Origin of the sequence: Flavobacterium sp. LC2016-23, assembly GCF_009674775.1 — a bacterium.
Taxonomy (GTDB): domain Bacteria; phylum Bacteroidota; class Bacteroidia; order Flavobacteriales; family Flavobacteriaceae; genus Flavobacterium.
This window is the reverse complement of sequence record NZ_WKKE01000017.1, coordinates 52612-77951: the sequence shown is the minus strand read 5'-3', so window position 1 is coordinate 77951 and position 25340 is coordinate 52612. Positions and strand designations below refer to the sequence as shown.

The window sequence follows — 25340 nt, the reverse complement described above, 5'->3', positions numbered from 1 at the left end:
TTATAGATAAACTGACGTTAAAACCAACGTCTTTTTTTGAAATAAATTATTAATGCGATAACCAAAAAAAACATGGCAATCATAACGCTGTGATAACCATATTTATATCGAAGTTCCGGCATATTTTCAAAATTCATCCCATAGACTCCAACAATAAAAGTTAAGGGAATAAAGATGGCCGAAATAATCGTCAGGGTTTTCATGATTTCATTCATTTTACGGCTTTGTTCCGAAAAATAGAAATTGGAAGCGCTTTCCAATGAACTCATATCGGACTCAATCTGCTCCAGAAGTTCTAAGCTTTTCTGATGTAATCTGATAAAAAAGTTAAAGGTGTCTTTTTGGATTAAAGTACTCGTATCATCGTCTTTAATTGTCTTTAAATAATACAACGAATCGCGAAGCGGAATGATAGAACGTTTTAAAAAATTAAAATTATCCCTATGATTTTCAATCTTTTCCAAGATTACCGGATCAGCTCCTTTCTTGGTTAAATTAATGAGTTCTTCAATTTTACCTTCTTCATCTTCTATCGTAATGTAAAAATTTTCGATTACGGCATCCAACAATAAGTAAAGCAGATAATCTACTTTTTTCGTTCGTACAATTCCCGCATGCGTACGAATTCGCTCTCGTATGTGGGTAAAGAAATCGCTTCGTTTTTCCTGAAATGAAATAAGAACTCCATCCTTCAGAATAAAACTAAGCTGCTCAACACTAATGTTATCCGAATATTCAGAAGGCAGCAACGATTTTATATTAAAGAATAAAACATCCTGCTGTTCTTCCAGTTTCGTTCTTTTGGTCGTATTTAAAATATCTGCCAGTAAAAAATCATTCAGTTTGAAATGTTCCCCAATAGTTTTAAGCAGACCAATATCATTTAAGCCATGAACGTTGAGCCAGTTATTCTTTGTATAATCAAAACAGGAATTTAACGCTGCTACAGTAAACTTCTCATATTCAACAACATCTGCATCATCGTACACAAAGAGCTGCATCTCTGTTGCATGTTCTTTATGGGTTCCTGTATACTCTAATGTAATGTGTTGCAGCTTGCGGCCCTTCTTATATTTAATCTTTCTCATTCAAAAATATTTACCTAGTAATATTACAAAAAAGAATTTGAAAAGGAAATGACAATTGTCAGTTTGATGGAAAAAGGTTTTATGATTCGTATTTTTATTTTGTAATCTTTTTATTACTTTTACAATTGAATCTGATTAGTTTTGAAAACCCGCCTCCTTTCTAAAATATCTATATGCAAAAAATTGAAAATCTTGAATTTGGCAACTATTATCACATCTATAATCGCGGAATCAACAGTGAAAATATTTTTAAAGAAAATAGAAATCATGAGTATTTTTTAATGCTCTATAGTAAACATATTGATCCAATTGCAGAAACACTGGCTTGGTGTTTATTAAAAAATCATTTCCATCTGTTGGTAAGAATTAAAACTTCTGAGGAAATTTCAGAAAGCCAAAAGAAGGATGAAATCAAAAAAATAATTCCTCCACATCAGTCTTTTGGTAATCTGTTCAATGCTTATACTAAGTCAATCAATAAAGGTTACAGCAGACATGGAGCCTTATTCGAGAGACCTTTTAAAAGGAAATTAATTGATAATGATTTCTATTTGCGTTCCGTTATAAAATATATTCACAATAATCCCGTAAATCACGGATTTTGCGAACATCCAATTGAATATCCCTGGAGTTCTTACCTAACTTGTGTTTCTGAAAAACCAACTAAACTAAAACGTGAAAAAGTAATTTCTCTATTTGAAAATATTGAAAGTTTAAAAGCTTTTCATAGTAAAAAGGAAAACTTCAATTCTTTGGAAGATTTTTTAAATTTATGATGAAGGTTAAAAAAAACAGTACTTAATCGGACTTCGAAACAAAACCCGACAGGTTTTAAAAACCTGTCGGGTTTAACTGCGTCCCCAAAAATAAAACAACACTCCCCCAATCTAACCGCAAAACAAACCCGACAGGTTTTAAAAACCTGTCGGGTTTACTAACGTTACCATAAACAAAAAAACCGGATCATTTCTGACCCGGTTTTTAATTATTGTTAAAGAAGAATTATTTTACTTCTTCGAATTCAACGTCTTCAACATTGTCACCTTGAGACTGCTCTTGTTGAGGAGCCGCTTGTTGACCTTGTTCACCTTGAGCATACATCGCTTCTGTAGCTGTTTTCCAGGCTGCATTGATGTTGTCAAGAGCGGTTTGAATAGCTGGAATGTCCTGAGACTGGTGAGCCATTCTCAATTCAGTTAAAGCGTACTCAACAGCAACTTTGTGGTCGTCAGCTAATTTGCTTCCTAACTCTTTCAATTGACTTTCTGTTTGGAAAATCATGCTGTCAGCTTCGTTTAATTTCTCAGCTCTTTCTTTAGCTATTTTGTCAGCATCAGCATTAGCTTCTGCATCTTTTTTCATTTTTTCGATTTCTTCAGCTGTTAAACCAGAAGAAGCTTCGATACGGATATCGTGAGATTTTCCAGTTCCTTTATCAGTTGCAGAAACTTTGATGATACCGTTAGCATCAATATCAAAAGTAACCTCGATTTGAGGAACTCCTCTTGGTGCTGGTGGAATACCGTCTAAGTGGAAACGACCGATAGTTTTGTTATCAACCGCCATAGCTCTTTCACCTTGCAATACGTGAATTTCAACAGATGGTTGAGAATCAGCAGCAGTTGAGAAAACTTGTGATTTTTTAGTTGGAATAGTTGTGTTAGACTCAATTAATTTAGTCAATACACCACCCATAGTTTCAATACCTAAAGATAAAGGTGTAACGTCAAGTAACAATACATCTTTTACATCTCCGGATAAAACTCCACCTTGAATAGCAGCTCCAATAGCAACAACTTCATCAGGGTTAACACCTTTAGATGCTTTTTTACCAAAGAATTTTTCTACTTCGTCAGCGATTCTTGGCATACGTGTAGAACCTCCAACAAGGATTACTTCGTCAATATCAGATGTAGATAAACCTGCATCTTTTAATGCTTTAGCAACTGGCTCCATAGAACGTTTAACTAAAGAATCTGTCAATTGCTCAAATTTAGCTCTTGATAATTTTTTAACTAAGTGTTTTGGTCCTGAAGCAGTAGCCGTTACGTATGGCAAGTTGATTTCAGTTTCTGAAGAAGATGACAATTCAATTTTTGCTTTCTCTGCAGCTTCTTTCAAACGTTGCAATGACATTGGATCCAAACGTAAATCAATACCTTCTTCAGCTAAGAATTCATTAGCCAACCAGTCAATAATTTCGTGGTCAAAATCATCTCCACCTAAGTGAGTATCACCATTTGTAGACAATACTTCAAATACACCGTCTCCTAATTCAAGAACAGAGATATCAAAAGTACCTCCACCTAAATCGTAAACAGCAATTTTTTGATCCGTTCCTTTTTTATCTAATCCGTAAGCAAGTGCCGCAGCAGTTGGCTCGTTGATGATACGCATTACTTTAAGACCTGCAATTTCTCCAGCTTCTTTAGTAGCCTGACGTTGTGCATCGTTAAAGTAAGCAGGAACAGTAATAACTGCTTCAGTTACAGTCTGACCTAAATAGTCTTCAGCAGTTTTTTTCATTTTTTGAAGAGTCATTGCTGACAATTCCTGTGCAGTGTATAAACGACCGTCAATATCCACACGTGGTGTATTGTTGTCACCTTTTACAACTGAATAAGAAACTCTTTTTGCTTCGCTTGTAGTCTCAGCAAAAGTGTGTCCCATAAAACGTTTAATAGAAGCAATCGTTTTTGTAGGATTCGTTACTGCTTGTCTTTTTGCAGGATCACCCACTTTAATTTCGCCACCTTCAACAAAAGCGATGATAGATGGAGTTGTTCTTTTTCCTTCTGCGTTAGGAATAACAACTGCTTCGTTACCTTCCATTACAGAAACACAAGAGTTCGTCGTACCTAAGTCAATTCCGATTATTTTACCCATTTTTTATATATTTAATTTTTGATATACATTTTTAACTCAGGTGGCATAAGTCAATCTTTGTGCCAATATAAAAAACCAAAGTAAATTGTCAGTTTTAATGTTGTCATAGTAAAAATCAGCTGACAACATGACATTTTTAAAACCTGACAACTGTGGCATATCAGTACTTTAGGTGTCATTTATCAGGAGCATTTTCCTGCTGTCCCTCCAATCTTTTGTGCCGAACCCCGGCACAAAAGGATTTTCCCTCCCATCAGGGCTAAGACATTCGTTTTCAAAAGAAGCTTATCTGAATCTCATCAGATTATGTCTTTCTATATTTTCAATTAAATCCCGAAATACTTACATTAGCAACTTTCTTCAATTCAATAGCAGCATAAATGGAAAACTACAGCATCATTATATTTATCCTGGCAATCGTCATCGGGCTATCCGCTTTTGCTGACACCATAAAATTACCGCAGCCTATTTTACTTGTTATCGTAGGAATAGCAATTGGATTTATTCCAACAATGAACGAAATCGAAATTAATCCCGAAATTATATTCCTGATATTTCTGCCGCCTCTGTTATATGATGCCTCTTTTAATATTTCTCCTAAAGATTTCAAGACTAACCTGAATACAATTGGTACACTCGCTATTTCATTAGTTTTCCTTACTGCTCTGGGAATTGCTGTTTTAGCGCATTTCATAATTCCCGGAATGACCTGGCCGCTGGCTTTTGTACTTGGAGCAATTCTCTCTGCTACAGATGCCGTAGCTGCCATAAGCATTACAAAAGGACTGAAAATAGCTCATAAAACGATAACGATACTTGAAGGTGAAAGCCTGATTAATGATGCATCGGCATTGGTTGCCTATCGTTTTGCGGTCGCTGCCGTAATGGGATCTGCTTTTGTCCTCTGGAAAGCTACGCTCGAATTTCTGCTTTTACTGGGAGGTGGATTTTTAGTAGGTTTTGTTATGGCTAAAATTCTGGGTTTTATACTCACGCGTGTACACAAAAACGTAAATGTAACGATTAGCTTTATGCTGTTAATGCCTTTTGTAACCTATCTTATCGCAGAATATATGCATGTTTCCGGAGTAATTGCAGTAGTCATTTTAGGACTTGCAATTGCCCGTTTCAGTAAAAAAATATTTCCCGAAAGTTTAAAAAATCAATCCCGAAGTCTTTGGGATCTTATTATTTTTCTGCTCAACGGCTTAATATTTATTCTAATCGGACTCAATTTCCGTTACATTCTTAAAGACATAGACAATGATATGATTCTTCCCTATATTGGTTACGCAGCAATCATCACTATCGCAGCATTATTAATTAGGATGGTCCGTATATTTTTGCAGAAAATTAACCTTCAAAAAGCATTTCAAAACACAAAAAGGAAAAGAAAAGTGAGCGAACATGCACTTTTGGATTTTAATAATAGTGTCATCTTAAGCTGGTCCGGAATGCGGGGAATTGTTTCACTAGCCATCGCTATCGGATTGCCAAAATTTCTGGAAGACGGGACACCATTCCCTGAACGAAATGCAATTATTTTTATTTCTGTCGCCGTTGTACTACTCACTCTTATCGGACAGGGCCTTACGTTGCCGTGGATTGTGAAAAAATTTAGTACCAAAGGAGAGGAATAAAAACAGCAACCCAAACATCATATTGCAGTTTTATTATAAAATTTAAAAATGAAGAGTAACAGTCTAAAATATAATCCTATTTTGGCTACTTTAGCCCCGGCTAATCTTAACCAGGATTTATAATGAAACAACTAGTACTTTTTATTCTTTCGGATTAAAAAATTACCTCGAAGGATACATTGGCGGAACAAACATCTATTCAAAAATTTTCAGATTTGGTGTTACTTATCAAATCCTTTAAAATAATCTGGTTAATAAAACAAACTAAAATTTTATCAATAATTATAGAACCTTAAAAAACGTGGAACAAGAATTAGAAAACCAATTTGAAGAATTCGAAAAACCGTCAATCATAAGAAGAAAACTTCTGCCGTGGTGGATTAAAACCTTTTGCTGGATTTTTATGCTTCTGGGCATTTGTGCTGCAGGTTCACTAATAGGTAATTTATTTACACCAAATATTGATTTATCGCTTTACGGTTTTACAAGTAATAGTGCTTATACAGGCACAGGACTTTTCATTATTGCCATTGCTGCATTTAAAGGTTTTGCTGCTTATTCTCTTTGGTTCGAAAAACCGAATGCCATTTTAATTGGTAAAATTGATGCCGTTTGCGGAGTTGTAATTTGTATCGCTTCTATGTTTATACTTCCTTTTACAACTAGAGACGGTCATATCCAGATTCGATTAGAAATTCTTCTTTTAATACCCTATTACATAAAATTAAACAAGATAGAATACGAATGGGACAATCTGGAAACCCTTTAAAATTAAAAAGTTATCATAAAAGCTTAACTTTATAATGCCGCATTTTTGCTTAATTTAAAACTTTTTAGAAATGACTTCAGATATTCTTTCTACAACACCAGAATCGGAAATTGTAACTATCCGAATTTTAAATTTCCCGCAGGAACTTGTTTTCAAAGCCTGGAGCGAACCAGAACACTTAAAAAATTGGTGGGGACCAAAAGGTTTTACAAACACTTTTAATGAATTTAATTTTTGCGAAGGCGGCAGATGGAGCTTTATTATGCATGGCCCTGAAGCTGGTAATTATGCCAACGAATGTGAGTTTATAAAAATAGACAGACCAAATCTTATTGCCTGGAAACGACATTCAAAACCATTATTCCAAATTCTTACCACATTTGAGACCGTTGCAGAAAATCAGACAAAAGTTGTTTTTAAAATGCTTTTTGAAACAGAAGAAGAATGCCAGAAATTAAAACCTTATGTCGTCGGCAAGAATGAGGAAAATTTTGATAAGTTAGAGGCTGAATTATCTAACATGAAATTGTAATTATTTTGGCTCAGGGCCGGGATATAATTCATTAAATAAAGACGGCATTACAATTTCAATAATTGAAGAATCAAAATTAAACTAATTTACAAATGCCCAAATTTATCGTTCTGTTTGCCTTACTTTTTTCAGCAATACTTTGTGCACAAAATAATTTCAATAAAGAAATCACAAAAGTAAAAGGCGATTTAAACAAAGATGGCTTAATTGATTACGTTCAGGTTTTACAAGACACTGAAAGCGAAACTGCACCTTATAAACTCGAAATTTATTTTGCTGAAAACAATGGCAATTTCAAAAAAATCGTTTCTGCAACCAAAGCAATCGACGCTCAATATCCTGAAGGCAGAAATGGTTATTACAACGGAAATTCTTTTTATGAAATCACCATTACAAAGGGAATTTTAAGCATTCACAACGAACTTATTCGCGGAAATTTTGAACACAAATTCAGATATCAAAACGGAAATTTTGAATTGATCGGTTTCTCTGAAGTTTATTCTGACGGACAAGGAACAATGGGAACGATTGACTTTAATCTTTCAACCGGAATTAGAATAAAAACAACAGAACCTTATGGCGAAGATGATTTTCCTAAAACAAATACAAAAAAGAAAATCATGATCAAACCTTTACCAAAAATACAGGATTTTGCGCCTTTCAAAACGGAATACTATTAAGATTTAACCTTTCAAAAAAGTTGCCTTTAATTTTTTATTTGTAATTTCGATTTTCATAAAATTTACAACTATAAAATGGCTTCATTTATTAAAGAATTATCTTTTCGCTGGTCAGATCTTGATCCAAATTTTCACGTTCGTCATAGTGCTTATTACGATTTTGGAGCACAACATCGTATCGAAATATTAGAGCAGTTAGGTTTAACATTACGTGTCATGCAGACGCAGGGTTTTGGCCCGGTATTGTTTAGGGAAGAATGCATCTTTAGAAAAGAATTAAAACTTTCAGATAAGATATTCCTTCATACCAAAACTTCAAAAATGAAAGCCGATGCGTCACGCTGGTCTATCGTTCATGAATTCAGGAAGGAAGACGACACCCTTTGTGCCGTTATCACGGTTGATGGCGCCTGGATGGATACCAAATTGCGTAAATTAGCTTCTCCCACTCCTGAAATTGCTATTGAAGCTTTGAGTATTTTCCCTAAAAGTGATGACTTTGTCGGACTGTAAAAGAAAAACCGACTTGCTATCAAGTACAAAAATCCAAAAAGGGCTTTCTGAAAAATAGTCGCTTTTTGGATTTTTTTAAACTTACAACCCTATGATTGATTATTTAAAAGACTTTAGAATAGGTATTGTTATTGCCATTATAGCCATTGTTACTATAATCCTGGGAGCCATTACCGACAAAATATTACGTTATTTTCTGTATCGCAAACTGAGCAATAAAGAATATGACGCAACTGGTTTCCGGTTTTTAAAGCATTTAATCATCACCGTAATTTATATTTTAGGATTTGCTTTTGCGTTAATCCAGATTCCCGAATTTAAAATTATCGGACATTCTTTTTTGGCCGGTGCCGGAGTAATTTCCCTCGTAGCGGGTCTGGCATCACAACAAGCTCTTAGTAATATTGTAAGCGGTATTTTCCTGGTGATTTTCAAGCCTTTCCGAATCAATGATAAAATTACCATCAATAGCTTCGTCGGTATAGTAGAAGATATTAATCTGAGACAGGTCGTTCTGAAAGATGCCGAAAACAACCGAATCATTATTCCAAATTCGGTTATCAGCAATCAGATTATTGTAAACACCAACATGCACGACACCAAATGCTGTAAAATAATAGAAATTGGTATTGGTTATGAATCAGATGTAGAAAAAGCATTGGAAATCATGAGAGAAGAAGTAGCCAAACATCCTCTTTTTATTGATACCCGAACAGCAGAAAATAAAAAACTAAAAGCTCCTCTTGTCGTAGCGCGCGTTGTAGCACTGGCAGATTCAAGCGTAACGCTGAAAGCCTGGGCGTGGTCTAAAAATTCTACAGATGGTTTTATCATGTATTGTGATTTACTGCAAAGCATCAAAAAGCGTTTTGATGAAGCTGCTATTGATATTCCGTATCCGCAACGTGTTGTTACTTTTAAAAGCAACGAAACAAAACCTTAGAAAAAAATAGAAACTTTTATGGAATCTTCGCAAATTATACCAATCCAAACCGTACAGCTGTTCCCTGTTTTAGACAAATTATTGATTGACTTATTAAAATCACTAACACACGAAGAATGGAACGCACAAACCGTTGCTAAAAAATGGAAGGTAAAAGACATTGCATCTCATTTACTTGATGGAAATTTAAGAGGTTTATCAATATCCCGTGATCATTTTTTTGGAGAAACCCCGGAAAATATTAATTCTTATAGCGATCTGGTTGACTTCTTAAATCAATTGAATATGACCTGGACCAACGCTACAAAACGACTTAGTCCCGAAATTTTGGTCAATTTGCTTGAAAGTACCGGAAAACAATACTCCGAACATTTACAAACATTACCTCCTTTTGAAAATGCTATATTCTCTGTTGCGTGGGCCGGAGAAGAAACGTCATTAAACTGGTTTCATATTGCCCGCGAATATTCGGAGAAATTCCTCCACCAGCAGCAAATTAGAAATGCCGTCGGAAAACAGGCACTCTTGACGAAAGCCTTATTCCATCCTTTCATCAGTACATTTATGTATGCCTTGCCTCATACGTATCAAAATGTACCGGCAGAAAAAGGAACAATCGTTACATTGATTGTTGATACTGAAATTGGTGGCGAATGGAGCATTATTAAAGAAGAAAATCAATGGAAATTTATCGAATCCCCGAAAGTAAAACCAACCGCAACCCTCAAAATTTCCCCGGATGATGCCTGGCTTTTATTTTCAAAAGGAATGACTCCGACCGAAGCTAAAGAAAAAGTAAAAATTACAGGAGACCAAAACTTAGGCGAAATCGCTTTAAACATTGTCGCTGTCATGGCCTAATTTATAATAAATATTTTCTGATAATTTTAAGATTATAATTTTTGCTTTTAAAGCGGTAAGGCTTACTTTTATTATAATTGCAAATAAACACTGTCCGAAAATGAAAAAAATACAAATCATTATATTGCTGCTTCCCTTCCTATGCCTGGCGCAGCAGGAAAATATAAAAGCACTCGACATCAATTTAACGAATTATGAATATCCTTTTCCTGTTCATTTTTTAGAAGTGAACAATCAGCGTCAGCCTTTAAAAATGGCTTACATGGATATCAAACCCGATAATTACAACAACAAAAATATCGTTTTGCTTCATGGGAAAAATTTCAACGGAGCTTATTGGGAAACTACGATTAAAGCCTTGACAAAAGAGGGTTTCAGAGTTATTGTTCCCGATCAGATTGGTTTCGGAAAATCTTCAAAACCGGATCATTTTCAGTATACTTTTCAGCAACTGGCAGAAAATACCAAAAAAGTACTGGACCATTTAGGAATTCAGAAAGCAAATATTCTGGGGCATTCCATGGGAGGAATGTTGGCCACAAGATTTGCGCTGATGTATCCCGAAACAGCAGAAAAACTAGTACTTGAAAATCCGATTGGTTTAGAAGACTGGAAATTAGTCGTTCCCTACAAAACTGTTGAATGGTGGTACGAATCGGAATTGAAACAAAATTACGAAGCCATCAAAAAATACCAAATGGAGAATTATTACGACGGAAAATGGAATCCCGATTTTCAAAAATGGGCCGAACTCGGCGCCGGATGGACGACTGCTCCCGATTATTCAAAAGTGGCCTGGAACTCTGCCTTACTCTACGATATGATTTTTACACAACCTGTTTTATACGAATTTAAAAACATCAAAAGTCCGACACTTCTAATCATCGGAACGAGAGATAAAACCGCCTTAGGAAAACCGCTTGTTCCGGAAGATGTCAGAAAAACAATGGGCAATTATATGGAATTAGGCAAAAAAACACAAAAAGCAATTCCGAATGCAAAATTAGTCGAAGTTCCGAACACCGGACATTTACCACATATTGAATCTTTTGATTCATTTATAAAACCATTAATTGTATTTTTGAAACAATAAATTTTAACCTTAAAAACAAACTATATGTTTACGATAGAACAAATAAAAGAAGCACATGCCAAAGTAAAAAGCGGTGCTGATTTTCCAAATTATATACAGGATTTAATCATTTTAGGCGTAAAAGGGTACGATACGTTTGTGCACGACGGCCATGTTGAATATTACGGAGTAAACAACTATAGCGCTACTGCAGATGAAAAGTACAATGAAATTAAAATCTCAGCTAATGTCAATAAAGAGCTTTTTATTGAATTTCTGGTCAAACATCAGAATGGTGAAACGGATTATCTTACCTTTTGCAATCATGCTGCACAATGTGGTATCGCCAAATGGCGTGTAGATATCATCGAAATGACCTGCACTTATTTTGATCTGGCAGGAAACGAAATATTGATTGAAAAAATCCCAGGTTAACATTTTTAAAAAGAATTTAATTTTTCATTTAAATGTCCAATACATTGTCACCCCTTATACATCCGGAAGAATTAGTAAAACTGCAGGAATCTTCAGAGATTATCTTAATTGATGCACGAGCCGGAATTAATGCCGAAGAAAATTATAAAAAGGAGCACTTAAAAGGCGCCCGCTATGCTGATCTGAATAAGGACCTGGCAACTGTTGAAAGCGATCCTGCACAGGGCGGAAGACATCCGCTGCCGTCTTTTGAAAAGTTCTCAGAAGTACTTTCAAAACTTGGAATTCGGCCTTCAAGTTATGTAGTAATTTATGATGATAAAAACGGATCGAATGCCGCAGCCCGGTTCTGGTGGATGCTACGTGCCATTGGCCATGAAAAAGTACAGGTGGTAAATGGTGGCCTTCAAGCCGCCATAAAAGCCGGTTTTCCGGTAAGTGCAGAAATTGAAATTTTCGAACCTGCTCAAAAGTATCCTGTTTCAGCATGGAATTTAGGCTTAGCCGATATTGAAGTAGTCGAAAAAGCCCGAAATAACAACGAAAACAGAGTAATCGATGTAAGAGATAAAAATCGTTTTGACGGGCTCACAGAACCACTGGATTTAATCGCAGGACATATTCCGGGCGCGATAAATGTTCCTTTTAGTGAAAACTTAGACGAAAATGGCTTTTATCATTCTGCTGAAATATTACATCAGAAATACAGCCAGATTTTAGGCGATGTAAAACCTGAAAACACTATTGTACATTGTGGCTCGGGCGTTACGGCCTGCCATACTTTATTAGCAATGGATTATGCCGGAATTGAAATCCCAAAACTTTATGTAGGATCCTGGAGTGAATGGTCAAGAAACGATCGCGACATGTTTACACAGGAAATAAAATAACGGCGAAGTAAAATTCATTATTAGCCACAGAGTAAAGGATTAAAATGATTTTAAAAATCTGTACTAATCTATTATCCCGATAGCTATCGGGAGTGACAAAAAACAACTATTAATCTCTGTTTTTGTTGGTTAAAAATATACGCAACAGGTAAAAACAATTATTTTAAAATACAGAAATGCAGCATTGGGATATACTTTTATCGAATCAGGTCAATAAAAAAGCCTTTATCGATACTTTACTTTCGGGCAGCGCCAAAGGAGAATTAGCCGTTTTTAACAATCAAAAAGGAATACTGTTTTCAGATATTGCTATTGAGAAATTCATCGAAAAAGAATACCAGTACGACATTGTCGAAGCTTCTCCCGATTCCCACAGGCAATTGCGAACCTTTTCTTCCGGTGAACGCAAAAAAGAGTTTTTAAAATACTGCATCAGCCAAAAACCTGACTTTATCATTTTCGATAATCCGTTTGATCATTTAGATCAGGCCTCTCGTGTAGTTTTAGCAGAATCTTTAAAAGATTTAACACAACAGATCGCCATTATTCAAATTGTAAACCGCGTTACCGATGTACTTCATTTCGTGCCCAATAAAGCGCAGATCAAAGACAATACATTTGAATTACATCCTCTTTCAAAAATTGAAAAACTTTATAAAACCTTAAATACAACTGCAATTCCAAAAGCTTTAGAATCGCATTCCTTTGACGAAAGTGTTTTAATCAAAATGGAAAATATTTCCGTAAGCTATGACGACCGAAAAATTGTAGATCAAATTTCATGGACCATAAAACAAGGTGAATTCTGGCAGTTAATCGGCCCGAACGGTTCCGGAAAAAGCACGATTTTATCTTTAATCACTGGAGACAATCCAAAAGGTTTCGGACAGGATTTATATTTGTTCGGAAGAAAAAAAGGAACCGGAGAAAGCGTCTGGGACATTAAAAAACAAATCGGAATCTTCACGACTTCCATGACCGATCTGTTCCAGAAAGGACATACTTTAGAAGAAATGATTCTTTCGGGGTTTTTCGATTCCATCGGCTTATACACCGAACCCACAACTTTGCAAAAACAAATCGTAGCACAATGGCTGGAAGTAATTGAAATGAATGATTTACGCAAAAAACGTTTTATTGATCTTTCTATTGGCCAGCAAAGAGTCGCGTTAATTGTTCGTGCGGTTTTAAAACATCCGCCTTTATTAATTCTGGATGAACCTGTAGAAGGTTTAGACGACGAAAATGTTGCTTTGGTGATTCAGCTGATCAACACCATTAAAGAGGCAACAAACGTCAGTATTTTATACGTTTCACATCGCATCGAATCCGGCCTCGCTCCTACTTCGGTATTTGAATTGCTTCCGGCTCCCACAGGATCAATCGGAAAAATCAAATACCACTCGGAGTTAAACTAAAAAACAAAATGAAAATTAAATATCCCGTTTTATTAGTCTTATCCCTAATAATCACTTCTTGTTGCGGCACCATTGCAACAACGAAAAAAGAATACAAAATAACTCCTGCGGCTGCCCTAAAATCAGACTGGAACTTAAATCCGGAAGAATGGTTTCTTGAAAAAGACACCTTAAGGGGAACCGGAGGCCCAATGCATTGGGGCGTACTGGAATCTAAAAAGAAACTTCCTGAAAATTATGAAATCGATTTTAACGTCAATATGACCAAAGAATCGCTGTTTGAAATTATGTTAAACATCGATAAAGAACAATATATCAGAACCTATCTCTATCAGATCGACCAGAATATCGTAATCGGGAGAGGTGTTTACAAAAAAGGAACGGATGAATATGAAAAACGCGGAGGCCCGACGTTGTTTAAAAAACCAATGAAGTTAGAAAACAACAAATGGTATTCCGTAAAAATCAAAGTGCTGCACAATCAATTGTTCTTTTCAGTCAATAACGAAACTGCATTAGAATGTTCCCTGGAAAAAAGCCATTTAAGCCGCAAAGGCAAATTAGGTTTCCTAACCAACGGAGAAGCAAAAATCACCGACTTAACCATTAAAAATATCCCATAAAAAAAGCTCCATCGGAGCTTTTCAAATATCAGGAATTATCTAACTTTCTAATTAAAAAATTATCTAATTAATTCTCTTCTTCTTCCATATTATGCGTCTTCCCGTAATTGCGCCATTTCTCGATACAATCCTGAAAATCCTGCGGCAGTTCCGTATCAAAACGCATCATTTCTCCGGTATTCGGATGCACAAAACCAAGAGTTTTGGCATGCAGCGCCTGACGTGGCAAAGCTTTAAAACAATTGTCTATAAACTGTTTGTATTTTGTAAACGTCGTTCCTTTCAGAATCAAATGGCCGCCATAACGTTCGTCATTAAACAACGGATGTCCGATATGCTTCATGTGCGCTCGAATCTGGTGTGTTCTTCCTGTTTCTAATCGGCAGGAAATCAAAGTCACATAACCAAAACGTTCCAAAACTTTATAATGCGTAATGGCAGGTTTCCCGATTTCAGGATCAGCAAAAACAGCCATCTGCATGCGGTCTTTTAAATGTCTGGCAAGGTTTCCTTCAATTGTCCCTTCCTCTTCGGCCACATTTCCCCAAACAAGCGCGATATACTCGCGTTCCGAAGTTTTAGCTTCAAACTGTTTGGCCAGATGTGTCATGGCCGCTTCCGTTTTGGCTACCACCAGAAGTCCGGAGGTATCCTTATCAATACGGTGCACCAAACCAGGGCGTTCGCTGCTGTTCATGGGCAGATTGTCAAAATGATGCGCCAGGGCATTCACCAGAGTTCCGGTATAATTTCCGTGACCAGGGTGCACCACCATTCCGGGTTCTTTGTTAATCAGTAACAAAGCATCATCTTCATAGACAATATTCAACGGAAGATCTTCCGGAAGAATATGGTTTTCAAACGGAGGATGCGTCAGCATTACGGTCACCACATCAAATGGTTTCACTTTATAATTTGATTTTACAGGAATATCATTGACAAAAATGTTTCCTTCAGTGGCTGCGTTCTGAATTTTATTTCGGGTCGCATTCTGAATCAAATTCATTAAATATTTGTCAATACGCAACAGCGCCTGACCTTTAGGGACTTCAAATCTGAAATGTTCGAATAATTCGTCTTCCAGATCTAAATTTTCATTATTATTGTTCATCTTTTGGGGTTTCAGTTGCCGGCGCAGCTAAACTGTCTGTCGCCTGACTGTCGTCTACATACGATGCTTTTCCGTCTCCTAAAACCAAATCAATTTTAGAAGCTTTGAGCACGCGGTCTCCTACTTTTAAGTTTCTGCCTTTATAACGCATCTCCAGAACCATATCTTTTCCAAGATTCGGAATATAAGTGATTGTTCCCTCTTCAAGCCCTAAAGCTTTTAAGGTCGGAACCGCTTCACGGTAGGTTTTCTCGATTAAGTCCGGAATTTTAACCGACGAAAAACCGGATGCATTAATTTTAATATATATTTTTCTTCCCACTTTTACCTTTGTCCCGGGCAATGGGTCCTGCTCTACAACACTGTATTTAGGAAATTCACTTCTGTAATCAACACTATCCAAAAGCACATAGTCGAGGTCTAATTCGTCCAGCTTACTTTCAACTTGTTCTTCTGTCAGTTTAGATAAATTCGGAACTGTTATTTCGTTCCCGTGATCCGTTGTAAAAGTCAGCCAATGCATAAACAAATACCCCAAAACTGCAATAATAGCAGCCGCAGCTAAGACTTGAAGAAAAAACACACGGCTTGTTAAATACTTACGTAAACTCATAAAATTATTTTTAGTTGTGGCAAAGATAAACCTATTTCGTTTCAAAAAAAATGATAATTTTGTTTAAAACAAGAAACTAGTATGATTGTTGTCCTGAGCGAAGCCGATTGTTATCCTGAACGAAGCCGAAGGATAATTTTCAGGAGCCATTTCCTGCTGTCCGCTGTATCTTTTATGCCGAACACCGGCACAAAAGGATGCCGCTCCCATCAGGGCTAGGAGTTCAGATTTCATAACAGTATTTTTGTTTTTTTGTCATTTCGACGAAGGAGAAATCGCATACAGAGAGCACACACTTTGCGGGGCTTCGACTTCGCTCAGCCTGACAACAGTAAGAATCACATGTAAAAACCTGAAACCTGAAACAAAGAAAACCTGAAACAAATAAACAATTAAACGATTAAACAAATAAACATCAAGTCAATGAAAAACATAGCCATCATCATGGGCGGATATTCAAGCGAATATAAAATCTCTCTTATTAGCGGAAACGTCGTACACCAATACCTTGACAAAACAAAATACGCCGGTTTTCGTATTCATATTTTTAAGGAAAAATGGGTCTATGTAGACGAAAACGATGCTGAATTTCCAATTGATAAAAATGATTTCTCAGTAACCGTAAACGGACAAAAAATCACTTTCGACTGTGTTTTCAATGCCATCCACGGAACTCCGGGCGAAGACGGATTAATGCAGGCTTATTTCGAATTACTAAACATCCCGCAATCTTCCTGTGACTACTACCAATCCGCATTGACTTTCAATAAACGTGATTTACTTTCGGTTTTAAAACCATACGGAATCAAAACGGCTATCTCCTATTACCTGAACAAAGGTGATGTGATCAATACAGCCGAAATTGTAAAAAAAGTAGGTCTGCCTTGTTTCGTAAAACCAAACAAAGCAGGTTCAAGCTTCGGAATTTCAAAAGTAAAAACAGAAGCAGAATTGCCAATTGCCATTGAAGTGGCTTATAAAGAAGACAACGAAATCATCATCGAAAGTTTCCTTGACGGAACAGAAGTTTCAGTTGGGGTAATCAATTATAAAGGCGAAATCAAAGTTTTACCGATTACAGAAATTGTATCAGACAATGATTTCTTTGACTACGAAGCCAAATATGAAGGAAAATCACAGGAGATAACCCCTGCCAGAATTTCAGACGAATTAACGCAAAAAGTGGGAGAAACAGCAAAACGCGCCTACGAAGTTTTAAAAATGAAAGGGTTCTCGAGAAGCGAATTCATCATCGTAGATAACGAACCGTACATGCTAGAAATGAACACGATTCCGGGATTAACTACAGAAAGTCTCATTCCGCAGCAAGCCAAAGCAGCCGGAATCTCACTGGAAGATTTGTTCACCAATGCGATTGAGTTGGCGCTTTCTTAAAAAGTTACTAAGATACTAAGGTTCTAAGACGCTAAGTTTTTAGAACCTTATTTTTTTACCCCAATATTTAAGACTAACGAAGCCGAATTGTTAGACTGAGCGAAGTCGAATTGTCAGACTAAGTGAAATCGAAATGTCAGACTGAGCGAAGTCGAAGTCCCTTAATGAATTTACGATGCTTTGTGCCGCTCTCTGAATGCGATTTCTCCTTCGTCGAAATGACACAAAACTATAATTTAAAAAGAATTAAATAAACTTTATGAAGGTGGTAAAATTATAAAAATCACCAGAAAAAATCTAAATTTAAATAATCAGGTCTTAGTACCTTAGCCACTCAGAAACTTAGCCCCTCAAAGAAAAACCTTTGAACCTTTGCCTCTCTGAACCTTTGAACCTAAAAGAAAAAAAATGAAAGAAATCTTCGAATGGAACAGAATATTTTATAATGACTTACCGCAGAATTTTGCCCTGGAAGTGATTTTTCGATCCACAGTCATGTTTACAATTCTGTTACTTACCCTAAAACTGGCGGGAAAACGAGGCGTAAAACAACTTTCTATTTTTGAAACTGTAATCATTATCGCCTTAGGTTCCGCAGCGGGAGATCCTATGTTTTACGAAGATGTTGGCATTGTTCCTGCAGCCATCGTTTTTACGGTAATTATTGCTTTATACCGTGGCGTAACCTGGCTTACGGGAAAAAGCAAGAAATTTGAAGAATTCATTGAAGGCAAAACCGAATGCTTAATTAATAACGGTAAATTTTCGATCGCCACTTTCAAAAAAGAAAGTCTGGCGCAGGATGAGTTTTTCTCGGAACTACGCATAAAGTCCATTGAACATCTCGGACAGGTAAAGCATGCCTTTATAGAAACCAGCGGTGAGATAAGCGTATTTTTTTATGACAATGAGGAAGTAAAATACGGTCTGCCCATTTTACCGGCCGCATTCAATAAAAAAAGTAAAATAATAGAGAACGAAGGCATTCATGCCTGTACTTTTTGTGGCCATACCGAAGAACAAAAACCAGGTACCGCAAAATGCGAAGTGTGCCAAAAAGACGAATGGGTTCCGGCCATCAAAACATTGAGAATAACATAAAATAATTAAATTCCAATCCTGATAGCGATCTGGATAAATTCCAATAAAAATCAATAAAACTTTAACATATTTATTTAAAGTACTTTGAACCTTTGTCACTTTGAACCTCTGAACCTTAAAAAAAAAGCTTTAGATTCTTTGATTAAAAAACTTTGAACCTTTGTAACTTTGGATCTCTGAACCTAAAAAAACCTCTGAACCTAAAAAAAATGAGAAAAGCCATATTCCCGGGATCCTTTGATCCGATCACGCTGGGTCATGAAGATATTATCAAAAGAGGAATTTCCCTGTTTGACGAAATTGTAATTGCGATTGGTGTCAATGCCGAAAAAAAATACATGTTTTCACTGGAAGAAAGAAAACGTTTTATTGAAGAAACCTTTAAAGACGAACCGAAAGTTTCGGTGATCACTTATGAAGGACTGACGATAGATTTAGCTAAAAAACTAAAAGCGAATTTCATATTAAGGGGCTTGCGAAATCCGGCGGATTTCGAATTCGAAAAAGCCATTGCACATACCAACAGACGCCTTTCTAAAATCGAAACGGTATTTCTGTTAACCGCTGCAAAAACATCTTATATCAGCTCCAGTATTGTTCGTGATGTATTGCGAAATGGCGGTGAATATGAATTATTGGTACCTGATGCTGTTAGGGTTAAAAAGTAAGCCCAAGTAAATTTTAACTTAAAAATAAAAATTTGGAGAAGTAAGATATAGCTCTATTTTTGCAGTACCAACCAAAAATTTAAAAATGATATTTTATTACGGAACCAAAGCTACAAATTTAAGAAATGGGAAAATTATTAATGTAGATTGTCCTAATTGCAACACAAACGTGTCAATGATTTACAGCGTCTTTGGAAAATATGGTCACTTGTATCTCATACCTTTTTTTCCAATCAAAAAATTAACTTTCGCGGAATGTAATTCTTGTAAAAAAACATTCGAACAAAAAGAATTACCATCAGCAATCCAGCAAAAACTGGAAAGAGAAAAAGAAAAAAACAAAGTGAAGACCCCCATCTGGATGTTTTCAGGATTGTTTTTAATTGCTGCAATTATTGGTCTTGTTTCGTACAGTTCACATCAGACAGATTTAGACACAGCAACTTTTATAAAAAATCCAAAAGCCGGAGATATTTATTTTTTAAATTCAGCTGAAGGTTATTATACCACTATAAAAATAAATCAGGTTTCAAAAGACAGTTTGACTGTTTTCCTCAATGATATGGAAATTGGCAGTAAAACTGAGACGGATCAGATTGATATTGACAAAAATTACACCAAGAAGTCTACCATATCCAAAAAAGATATGCTGAAACTTTATAATGAAAAGAAAATTTATGAAGTTAAACGTAATTAGAATTTAATCTTCAGGTATAATTTGCGAAACGTAGTATTTAACTATACTTTCGCTAAAAATAAGATAATAAAATGAGCATAGAAAGAGAATTAAACAAACGCAGCGGATCGAAATGTGAACTTTGTGGCGCAACCGAAAACCTAAAAGTATATACTGTGCTGCCCACTCGAAAAGGCGGTATTGACGAAAGCATAATGGCTTGCAGTACCTGTATTGATCAGATTGAAAATCCCGATAATGTAGACTTAAATCACTGGAGATGCTTAAACGACAGCATGTGGAACGAGAATGTTGCCGTGCAGGTTGTAGCCTGGAGAATGTTAAGCCGCATGCGTGCTGCAGGGTGGCCACAGGAATTACTCGATATGATGTACCTGGATGAAGATACACTGGCATGGGCACAAGCAACAGGTGAAGGAGAAGAAGATGAAAACAAACTGGTACACCGTGACAGCAATGGCGTAATACTGGAACACGGAGATTCTGTTGTTTTAATCAAAGACCTGAAAGTAAAAGGATCCAGCATGGTGGCCAAACAGGGAACTGCTGTTCGTAACATTCGTTTAGACCACGAAAATGCCGAATACATAGAAGGAAAAGTAGACGGACAACAAATTGTAATTATCACACAGTACGTGAAGAAGATATAAGTTTACAGTCGCAGTTTACAGTTTGCAGTCCTATTGAGACTGTAAACTGTGACTGATCACTGCGACTGTAAACTAAAAAAAAGGCTATTCAAAATCTGAATAGCCTTTTTTAGTTGTATACTTGAAGTAAATTATTTCTGGAATAATTTATTGATTTGATCTTTAACGAATGGCTCAGAAACGCTGCTTGTTGCAGAAGAAGCTTCTTTTGAAGAAACCATGAACTGAACTGTAGCTTTCTCAGGAATAGCACTTCCTGTGTAGTGCAACCAGATATAGTTATTAGGCAATTCTAATTTAATATCGTACAAAGGACTTGCAGTAAAACCTCCCATAATAATATTATAAAGGCTTGTGTAATCATTGTTTACATTTTTAAATGAAAACTTTCTTAAAGATGAAGATTCATCATCATTCTGAATACTTGTATAATAAACAGTATATTCATCTCCAATTTTTTGAATATAATTGTTATTTACTTTTCCCAATTTTTCAACTGGTACAGTTTCAAGAACTTTAATCTGTGCAAACGAAACAAAACTAAAGAGCAAAATGGCAAGGGTAATAATTTTTTTCATAACGAATTTGGGGTTAATTTTTACTAATATTATAAACGCCGAAATTATGAAAAATTACCTCTAAAACTGCTATTTTATTAACATTAAATTGTGAATATTAGTTAAAATTCCAAAGCAGGTAAATAAAACAAATGTAACCTTTTAAAAATCAGCAAAATAAACCCAAAACAACAGCTTAAAAGTTTGTCATTTTTCGATAAAATTGACCAAAACTGATTGCTTTTATCGCTCTTCTTCCTTTTTAACGACCTTTCTGGCCACTTCAATTTTAAATTTTTTGCCTTTCATTTTCTCGTCCCTGATATTTTTCAGCAACTCTGTTACCTTATTATATTTCACTGCTGCAAACGAAATAAAGTCTTTTACTTCAATCAGACCTAAATCTCCTTTTTCCAGTTTTCCTTTTTGGGAAAAGAAGCCCACAATATCGATTTTATTCAATTTGTTTTTCTTTCCGCCACTAATATAAATGGTTTGAAATTCGGGTGGTTTTGGTAATGTTGTTAAGTTATCGACATTCAGGACATCCATTCCGTAGTCGATATAATCCAGTTTTTTTTCACTTTCATGAATGAGTATATAAGCCGTTCCGGAAGCAAGCATACGTGCTGTACGACCGTTACGGTGGGTAAATTCGTCTTCTTTTAAAGGCAGATGGTAATGAATTACATGCTTCATTTCCGGAATATCAAGACCACGTGCCGCAAGATCGGTTGTGATTAGGTAGCTCACGCTTCCGTTTCTGAACTGAATCAAAGCACGTTCACGCTCATCCTGATCCATTCCGCCGTGATAATAAACCGAATAGATTCCTTTTTCGTTCAGGGTATCGCTAATGCGCTCTGCCGCATCACGATGGTTACAGAAAATAATAGCCGATTGTGATTTCAACGAACAAATTAAACTGAATAAACTTTCCAGTTTATCTTTTGCAGGAGAAACCACCATTTTCATCGAAAGATTGGTCTTTTCCTCTTCCTCAGGAATAAAATCCAGAATGGTAGGATTAACCACTCTTGTATATCTCGGAATCTCAACATCTGAAGTAGCCGAAACCAGAACCCTTTTGTTCAGTTTCGTTAATTTCCCAATGATAAAAGACATCTGCTCATGAAAACCCAATTGCAGTGACTTGTCAAATTCATCCAGAATTAAGGTCTGAACTTTATCCAGTCGAAAAGTTCCCCTGTCAATATGATCTGCAATTCGTCCCGGAGTTCCGATTAGAACTGCAGGCGGATTGCTTAAGTTTTTAATTTCGGTCTCTATCGAGTGTCCACCGTAACAAATATTTACTTTATAATCGGTTCCCATTTTTTTCCATACTTGTTCAATTTGGAGTCCTAATTCACGGGAAGGAACTAAAATTAAACACTGAACGGATAGTATTTCAGGCTGCAATAATTCTAAAACCGGCAATAAAAAGGCCAATGTTTTCCCTGATCCTGTAGGGGAAAGTAATAAAACGTTATTGTCGTTAAGAATTGCATCCTGTGCAACTTCCTGCATTTCGTTAAGGCTCTCAATACCTAAATTCGAAAGTATATTGTTGGAATGGTGTTTTTTATTCATTTTGCAAAAGTAGTTAAAAAAAGTGGTTTCAGGTTTTCACGTTTTCTTTCTTTCAAGTTTTTTAACCGCAAAGTTCGCAAGGGTTTACGCAAAGTTTTTTTTATTCAATCACGCAAAGTCGCAAAGACGCAAAGTTTTTTTTGCTCAATCACACAAATTCGCAAAGTTTATTTTCTTTGCGTCTTTGCGACTTTGCGTGAAATAAATTAAAATCCTTTACGGTAAAATGCCGAAGTTGCTTTATCCACATTTCAACGTGAAACCTGAAACCTCAAACAATTGTAACCGCTTAGAATGCATAAAGTTCGTAAAGCTGCTTTTATTCAATCACGCAAAGTTCGAAAAGTTTTGATTATAAAGCTTTGCGAACTTTGCGTTTTTAAACCCTTCCATTATTAAAAAACTTTGCGTGCCTTGCGTTTAAATGCCAAAATTGCCCTACCCTCATTTCAACTTAAAACCTGAAACCTGAAACAAATAAAACTTTATATTTGACTTTTCTATTAAAAACCCAAATCATGAGACTTTTTACCATTGTCATTTCCCTTTTTACACTTACCCTTTTCGCTCAGAACACCAAAAAATATGATACTTTTTTCGAAAAAGGAAATGGAAATCAGGCGGCAGACTATTTCGAAACCATCAACTACTACACGCTATTATCGCATGATTTCCCAACAATCCAGATGCTCGAAATGGGCCTGACAGATTCAGGATATCCGTTACATATGATTACTTTTAATCCGGACAAAGAATTTGACTTTACTAAAATTCAGAAAAACAAAGCCGTCCTGTTAGTGAATAACGGAATACACGCCGGAGAGCCTGACGGAATTGACGCTACCATGCAATTGTTCCGCGATTTGGCTTTTGGAAAAATCAAGGCTCCCAAAAATACGGTTATCGTCACCATTCCGGTTTATAATATTGGCGGTGCTTTAAACCGAAATTCCACCACAAGAGCCAATCAGGATGGACCTGAAATTTATGGTTTTCGCGGTAACGCCAGAAACTACGACCTGAATCGCGATTTTATGAAATCGGATACGCGTAACACCAAAAGTTTTGTCGAGATTTTCCAGAAAACAAATGCCGATGTTTTTATAGACAATCACGTTAGTAACGGATCTGATTATCAGTACAAATTAACCTACATCATGACGCAACACAACAAATTAGGAACTGTTTTGGGTGATTTTATGAATACCCAAATGATGCCTGCTTTGGTAAAAGATTTACAAAATAAAAAAATCGAAACGACACCTTACGTCGATTCGTTTAAAGATACACCGGACAAAGGTTTCGGTCAGTTTACAGATAGTCCGAGATATACTACCGGCTATACGTCGCTCTACAATACCATTGGATTTGTGGTAGAAACGCACATGCTGAAAAAATATGCCGACCGTGTTAAAGTAACCTACGAATACATGAAGTCGACCATTGATTTTATGGACGCCAACTACCTAAAAATAAAAGAACTTCGATTGAAAAACGAAGAACAATATAAACCCAAAAAGACCTATACTTTGAAATGGGAAATGGACAGTACCAAAACGACTCCTTTTTCATTCCTGGGCTATGAAGCGGGTTACAAAAAAAGCGAAGCTACAACCGGAAATCGTTTGTTCTACGATCGCAGCAAACCTTATAAAAAAGACGTTCCGTACATTAAGGAATTCAAATCCATGAAAGAAATTGTCATTCCGACCGCTTATATTATTCCGCGTGGGTATTGGAATATTATAGATCTTTTGAAAAACAATGCCATCACCTACTCTACCTTAAAAAAGGATACGATAATAGAAGTTGAAAGTTATAAAATTGCCGATTTCAAAACGGTTCCGTCGGCTTATGAAGGGCATTACATTCATCGAAATACAACCATTACTTCTAAAATGGTAAAAGTTACTTTTGCGAAAGGCGATTACCTGGTTCCAACAGATCAAAAAGGCGTAAAATATCTACTGGAAGCTTTCGAACCGGAAGGGGTTGATTCCTTTTTTAACTGGAATTTCTTCGACCCAATTTTACAGCAAAAAGAACATTATTCGGACTATGTTTTTGAAGATACCGCGGCGAAACTTTTAAAAGAAAATCCAGCCTTAAAAGCAGAGCTGGAAACTAAAAAGCAAAATGATGCCGAATTTGCCAAAAATCCCGAAGCGCAATTAGAATGGATTTACAAACATTCTGTTTATTATGAGAAGGCGCATTTGCAGTATCCGGTTTATCGTGTTTTGTAGATTTTTCTTAACCGCAAAGTTCGCTAAGTTTTTTGTTTTTGATTGGGTTGAAAAACGCGGGGGGACGCAAAGCTTTAGGTGTAGATCTGAGCAAATTTCGATTGATTGAACTTAGTAAGCTTTATACTTTAATTTGTGACAAAATGAAAGCGAATAAAAAATTTGTCACGGATTTTTTGTGACAAAAAATAATTTTAAAAAAAAATGTCACAGTTTTATGCATAACAATATCAAAAATAGAGCAGAAAAAATAAAGATGTTTTTTTTTTTTAAATTGAAAGTTTTTTCTTATTTTTGAAATTCTAAACTACGACATTAGAATTAAATACAATTGCTCTTGTGATAAGGTTTTGCTATTA

General features: G+C 36.0%; 26 protein-coding genes. 19 read left to right on the top strand and 7 right to left on the bottom strand.

What is annotated here, in order from left to right:
* Positions 1-17 precede the first annotated feature (17 nt).
* Positions 18-1088 carry a magnesium/cobalt transporter CorA gene (gene corA / locus GJU43_RS15425; RefSeq protein WP_154341647.1) on the bottom strand — a complete coding sequence of 357 codons (1071 nt, stop codon included), beginning with the start codon at positions 1086-1088 and terminating at the stop codon, positions 18-20.
* A 173-nt stretch (positions 1089-1261) separates the two neighbouring features.
* Here corA and GJU43_RS15420 point away from each other — a divergent pair, with 173 nt between their 5' ends.
* Positions 1262-1864: a transposase gene (locus tag GJU43_RS15420; RefSeq protein ID WP_154341646.1), complete on the top strand. Its 603-nt coding sequence runs from the start codon at positions 1262-1264 to the stop codon at positions 1862-1864.
* 226 nt (positions 1865-2090) lie between these two features.
* Here the strand turns inward: GJU43_RS15420 and dnaK are convergent, their stop codons facing one another.
* Entirely contained in the window at positions 2091-3974 is a 1884-nt protein-coding gene (gene dnaK, locus GJU43_RS15415; RefSeq protein ID WP_154341644.1) for a molecular chaperone DnaK, read from the bottom strand.
* Between the two features lie 380 nt (positions 3975-4354).
* Here dnaK and GJU43_RS15410 point away from each other — a divergent pair, with 380 nt between their 5' ends.
* The 12 genes from GJU43_RS15410 (at position 4355) to GJU43_RS15355 (ending at position 14350) form a co-directional block, all read left to right on the top strand.
* The gene (locus GJU43_RS15410) at positions 4355-5614 is read left to right on the top strand and encodes a Na+/H+ antiporter (protein WP_154341643.1); all 1260 of its coding nucleotides are present in this window, start codon (positions 4355-4357) and stop codon (positions 5612-5614) included.
* A gap of 301 nt (positions 5615-5915) precedes the next feature.
* A complete protein-coding gene (locus tag GJU43_RS15405; protein ID WP_154341642.1) occupies positions 5916-6383 on the top strand; it encodes a hypothetical protein in 468 nt (155 codons plus the stop codon).
* Positions 6384-6453: 70 nt separating this feature from the next.
* Complete coding sequence (locus tag GJU43_RS15400; protein WP_154341641.1) at positions 6454-6915, top strand: SRPBCC family protein; 462 nt, start codon at positions 6454-6456, stop codon at positions 6913-6915.
* A 92-nt stretch (positions 6916-7007) separates the two neighbouring features.
* Positions 7008-7595, top strand: a complete 588-nt coding sequence (locus GJU43_RS15395; RefSeq protein ID WP_154341640.1) for a hypothetical protein — start codon at positions 7008-7010, stop codon at positions 7593-7595.
* Positions 7596-7670: 75 nt separating this feature from the next.
* Positions 7671-8108 carry a thioesterase family protein gene (locus GJU43_RS15390; RefSeq protein WP_154341639.1) on the top strand — a complete coding sequence of 146 codons (438 nt, stop codon included), beginning with the start codon at positions 7671-7673 and terminating at the stop codon, positions 8106-8108.
* A 91-nt stretch (positions 8109-8199) separates the two neighbouring features.
* Positions 8200-9051 (top strand): mechanosensitive ion channel family protein, encoded by an 852-nt coding sequence (locus tag GJU43_RS15385; protein WP_154341638.1) that lies wholly within the window; start codon positions 8200-8202, stop codon positions 9049-9051.
* A gap of 18 nt (positions 9052-9069) precedes the next feature.
* The gene (locus GJU43_RS15380; RefSeq protein WP_154341637.1) at positions 9070-9912 is read left to right on the top strand and encodes a maleylpyruvate isomerase N-terminal domain-containing protein; all 843 of its coding nucleotides are present in this window, start codon (positions 9070-9072) and stop codon (positions 9910-9912) included.
* Positions 9913-10012: 100 nt separating this feature from the next.
* The gene (locus tag GJU43_RS15375; protein ID WP_154341636.1) at positions 10013-11005 is read left to right on the top strand and encodes an alpha/beta fold hydrolase; all 993 of its coding nucleotides are present in this window, start codon (positions 10013-10015) and stop codon (positions 11003-11005) included.
* A gap of 24 nt (positions 11006-11029) precedes the next feature.
* On the top strand, positions 11030-11419 hold the full coding sequence (locus tag GJU43_RS15370; protein WP_154341635.1) for a DUF1398 domain-containing protein: 390 nt from the start codon (positions 11030-11032) through the stop codon (positions 11417-11419).
* Positions 11420-11451: 32 nt separating this feature from the next.
* On the top strand, positions 11452-12309 hold the full coding sequence (locus tag GJU43_RS15365; RefSeq protein ID WP_154341634.1) for a sulfurtransferase: 858 nt from the start codon (positions 11452-11454) through the stop codon (positions 12307-12309).
* Between the two features lie 176 nt (positions 12310-12485).
* Positions 12486-13727 (top strand): ATP-binding cassette domain-containing protein, encoded by a 1242-nt coding sequence (locus GJU43_RS15360; protein WP_154341633.1) that lies wholly within the window; start codon positions 12486-12488, stop codon positions 13725-13727.
* An 8-nt stretch (positions 13728-13735) separates the two neighbouring features.
* Positions 13736-14350 (top strand): hypothetical protein, encoded by a 615-nt coding sequence (locus tag GJU43_RS15355; protein ID WP_154341632.1) that lies wholly within the window; start codon positions 13736-13738, stop codon positions 14348-14350.
* Positions 14351-14417: 67 nt separating this feature from the next.
* On the opposite strand, the gene GJU43_RS15350 is transcribed toward GJU43_RS15355, so the two are convergent.
* The 3 genes from GJU43_RS15350 to GJU43_RS15340 all read right to left on the bottom strand — a co-directional run bounded on the left by GJU43_RS15350 (position 14418) and on the right by GJU43_RS15340 (position 16308).
* Entirely contained in the window at positions 14418-15461 is a 1044-nt protein-coding gene (locus GJU43_RS15350; RefSeq protein ID WP_154341631.1) for an RluA family pseudouridine synthase, read from the bottom strand.
* On the bottom strand, positions 15451-16074 hold the full coding sequence (locus tag GJU43_RS15345) for a PASTA domain-containing protein (protein ID WP_154341630.1): 624 nt from the start codon (positions 16072-16074) through the stop codon (positions 15451-15453). The genes GJU43_RS15350 and GJU43_RS15345 overlap by 11 nt, the downstream gene beginning before the upstream one ends.
* Before the next feature lie 63 nt (positions 16075-16137).
* On the bottom strand, positions 16138-16308 hold the full coding sequence (locus tag GJU43_RS15340) for a hypothetical protein (protein ID WP_154341629.1): 171 nt from the start codon (positions 16306-16308) through the stop codon (positions 16138-16140).
* A gap of 189 nt (positions 16309-16497) precedes the next feature.
* On the opposite strand from GJU43_RS15340, the gene GJU43_RS15335 reads away from it, so the two are divergent.
* The 5 genes from GJU43_RS15335 (at position 16498) to GJU43_RS15315 (ending at position 20585) form a co-directional block, all read left to right on the top strand.
* Positions 16498-17469 carry a D-alanine--D-alanine ligase gene (locus GJU43_RS15335; protein WP_154341628.1) on the top strand — a complete coding sequence of 324 codons (972 nt, stop codon included), beginning with the start codon at positions 16498-16500 and terminating at the stop codon, positions 17467-17469.
* A 408-nt stretch (positions 17470-17877) separates the two neighbouring features.
* A complete protein-coding gene (locus GJU43_RS15330) occupies positions 17878-18570 on the top strand; it encodes a DUF421 domain-containing protein (protein ID WP_154341627.1) in 693 nt (230 codons plus the stop codon).
* A 209-nt stretch (positions 18571-18779) separates the two neighbouring features.
* Positions 18780-19238 carry a pantetheine-phosphate adenylyltransferase gene (gene coaD, locus GJU43_RS15325; RefSeq protein ID WP_154341626.1) on the top strand — a complete coding sequence of 153 codons (459 nt, stop codon included), beginning with the start codon at positions 18780-18782 and terminating at the stop codon, positions 19236-19238.
* 85 nt (positions 19239-19323) lie between these two features.
* Entirely contained in the window at positions 19324-19935 is a 612-nt protein-coding gene (locus GJU43_RS15320; RefSeq protein ID WP_154341625.1) for a zinc-ribbon domain-containing protein, read from the top strand.
* A 71-nt stretch (positions 19936-20006) separates the two neighbouring features.
* Positions 20007-20585 carry an alkylphosphonate utilization protein gene (locus GJU43_RS15315; protein ID WP_154341624.1) on the top strand — a complete coding sequence of 193 codons (579 nt, stop codon included), beginning with the start codon at positions 20007-20009 and terminating at the stop codon, positions 20583-20585.
* A 131-nt stretch (positions 20586-20716) separates the two neighbouring features.
* Here GJU43_RS15315 and GJU43_RS15310 read toward each other — a convergent pair whose 3' ends face one another.
* Complete coding sequence (locus GJU43_RS15310; RefSeq protein WP_154341623.1) at positions 20717-21163, bottom strand: hypothetical protein; 447 nt, start codon at positions 21161-21163, stop codon at positions 20717-20719.
* A 222-nt stretch (positions 21164-21385) separates the two neighbouring features.
* Entirely contained in the window at positions 21386-22735 is a 1350-nt protein-coding gene (locus tag GJU43_RS15305; RefSeq protein ID WP_154341622.1) for a DEAD/DEAH box helicase, read from the bottom strand.
* A gap of 518 nt (positions 22736-23253) precedes the next feature.
* On the opposite strand from GJU43_RS15305, the gene GJU43_RS15300 reads away from it, so the two are divergent.
* Entirely contained in the window at positions 23254-24981 is a 1728-nt protein-coding gene (locus tag GJU43_RS15300) for a M14 family metallopeptidase (protein WP_154341621.1), read from the top strand.
* Positions 24982-25340: the final 359 nt, after the last annotated feature.